This window comes from Streptosporangium sp. NPDC049644 (assembly GCF_040675205.1).
Classification (GTDB): Bacteria; Actinomycetota; Actinomycetes; order Streptosporangiales; family Streptosporangiaceae; genus Streptosporangium; species Streptosporangium fukuiense.
This window is the reverse complement of the sequence record NZ_JBFAOJ010000233.1, coordinates 1-2266: the sequence shown is the minus strand read 5'-3', so window position 1 is coordinate 2266 and position 2266 is coordinate 1. Positions and strand designations below refer to the sequence as shown.

At 63.0% G+C, this 2266-nt stretch carries 2 protein-coding genes; one reads left to right on the top strand and one right to left on the bottom strand.

Annotated features, from left to right (window positions below; translation table 11 throughout):
- Window positions 1-63: 63 nt before the first annotated feature.
- The gene (locus AB0J58_RS44675) at window positions 64-882 is read right to left on the bottom strand and encodes an IS5 family transposase (protein ID WP_364227869.1); all 819 of its coding nucleotides are present in this window, start codon (window positions 880-882) and stop codon (window positions 64-66) included.
- Window positions 883-987: 105 nt separating this feature from the next.
- On the opposite strand from AB0J58_RS44675, the gene AB0J58_RS44670 reads away from it, so the two are divergent.
- Window positions 988-2082 (top strand): DUF6461 domain-containing protein, encoded by a 1095-nt coding sequence (locus AB0J58_RS44670; RefSeq protein WP_364227866.1) that lies wholly within the window; start codon window positions 988-990, stop codon window positions 2080-2082.
- Window positions 2083-2266: the final 184 nt, after the last annotated feature.

Genomic DNA, 2266 nt, shown 5'->3' with positions numbered 1-2266 from the left:
AAGAACGACGACACGAACGAGCAGAAGGACACGCCAGAACAGCCGACACAGAATTAGCCCAGCTCAACTGCCTTGATTAAATTGACAGGTTCCGGGGCGAGGTCCGGGCCTCTGGGCGGGGCGGCCTCGGGTGATGCGCCGCGCCAGCATGTTGATCACGGCCCAGCGGATCATTGCCTCGCTGGTCGGCGGCTGACGCTCATAGTCGCGAGCGAGCCGCCGGTAGGCCATCAGCCAGGCCAGCGCCCGCTCCACCACCCACCGCCGGGGATGCACCCGAAAACCGCGCTGACCGGCAGGCTTGGCGACGATGCGCACGACGATGCCCAGCACCTGCCGCGCCCAGAGCACCAGACGGCCGGCGAAGCCCTGATCGGCGAACACCACCCGGCAGCCACCACTCAGATACAACCCCAACAGCATGGTGGTGGCCCCGGCCCGATCCTGCACCCCGGCCGGGCGCACCGTCACCGCCAGCAACAACCCGAGGGTGTCGGTGACCACGAACCGCTTGCGGCCGTTGATCTTCTTGTTCGCGTCGTAGCCACGACTGTCACGGCCGACGGTGTCGGCCCCTTTGACGCTTTGGGAGTCCAGCACCGCGGCCGACGGCTCGGCCTTACGGCCGACGCTCCGGCGGACCCGCCGACGCAGCACATCCACGATTTGCTGGGGCACCCCCTGGTCCTCCCAGCGCACGAAGTGCCAGTAGACGGTCTGCCAGGGCGGGAAGTCGGCCGGCAACTGCCGCCAGGAGCAGCCGGTACGCACCACGTACATGATCGCGTCCACGACCTCTCGTCGTGGGTGTTTGTCCGGGCGGCCGTCCCGGTGCGGGACGGGAAGCAGCGGCTCGATCAGAGCCCACTGCTCATCGGTCAGATCAGAAGGGTAAAAACCGGTCTCGTGTCATGCCTTACCCATACCCACCTGGCAAAACAGCCCAACGATCACCTCTCAAACACCCACTTACACGTAGGGATAACCATGTACGGCACCCATGACGCCTGGTCCCAACTCGACGACCACATGTGCGTGACATGGATCTCCGGTGCTACACCGGATGATGTCATTCGAACCCTTGGCGCCGATGGGACCGAATTTATCCACCCTCGCGCGATGACCGTGCAGGAAGAAGCTGAGGGCGTATTCGCCGAAGATCGGGGAGACGGGCACCTGTTGATTCGCCGACACGAGAGTTGGATCATCGTGTTGGAGATCAGGAGCAGACGTGGTGCCGATGACACTGCACTCACTACCCTGTCGCAGCAGGGACAGGCCCTCAACATCACCACAGACGGGCCAGGAGCCCAGGTCACCTACGCCGTGGGCGGCCAGATCGTCCAAACGTTCGATGCCGACGATCTCGGCGAGAAAGACTTGGCTGACGAGCCGGATATCCGCCAGGCTCTCCGGTGGGCCCAGAGCTTCGACATCGAAGCTCAGGAATGGGCCGAGTATGCCAAGAGCACGGCCTTGAGCCTCGCAGAGGCCGTCACCGGCATGGAGATCGACGACTCCTGGGTGACCGAAGGCTGGGCAGCCGTGCAGCTGCTGCCTAAACCCCGGCCCGCCGCGCACGCTCCCGTGCCTGTGCCATACGCCGATATGCGCCAACTGGCTGAGCGCAACATTCAGGTCCGTACCTTCCTAGAGAATCCGGGCGTTGAACAGATAACAGCAATGAAGCACTTGCTGGCCCGCATCGCGGTCACGACGGCTGATCTGTCGCACCCACTGGTCGAAGAGGCAATGTCCGCCCTGGAGAATCAGGCCCGGCCGCAGCGGGTCGAACGACTGCGCGACGAACTGAAGGCGCTGGCCCAGGAATTCTTCCAGCAAGCTGGGGAAGGTCCGTGGCCCGCTGGGGCGACTCCGTATACCGAACCGGCCATGGACACTCTCGTCCGCCAAGGGGATGCGACGCTGGCGGTGGAAGCCGCGCTAGACGATACGGACTGGTCCTCTTCCTACCAGAGGTGTTCTAGAAAAACCAGAATCGTGCGACTCGGCAAGCAGGAATACCTGATCATGGAGACACTGGACATCGTCTACAAGCACATCTGCAAAATGACCGTCTAACGAGTGGATGCCCAGCACACCTGCCGAAAGACACCCACACCTTGCCACCGAGTCGATGATCTCCACCACCGAAGGTTCGACCAGGCAGACAGTGAGGTGATCTCAGCAAGATCAACTCGGGCAGTTGGTGCTTGATGTCGTCAGAATGGCGTCGGCTGACATGAACCGGGATGGATCGCGATGC

Bases quoted from the DNA above. Each gene is read 5' to 3' on its own strand.
- AB0J58_RS44670 (WP_364227866.1), top strand. From the start codon at position 988: ATGTACGGCACCCATGACGCCTGGTCCCAACTCGACGACCACATGTGC.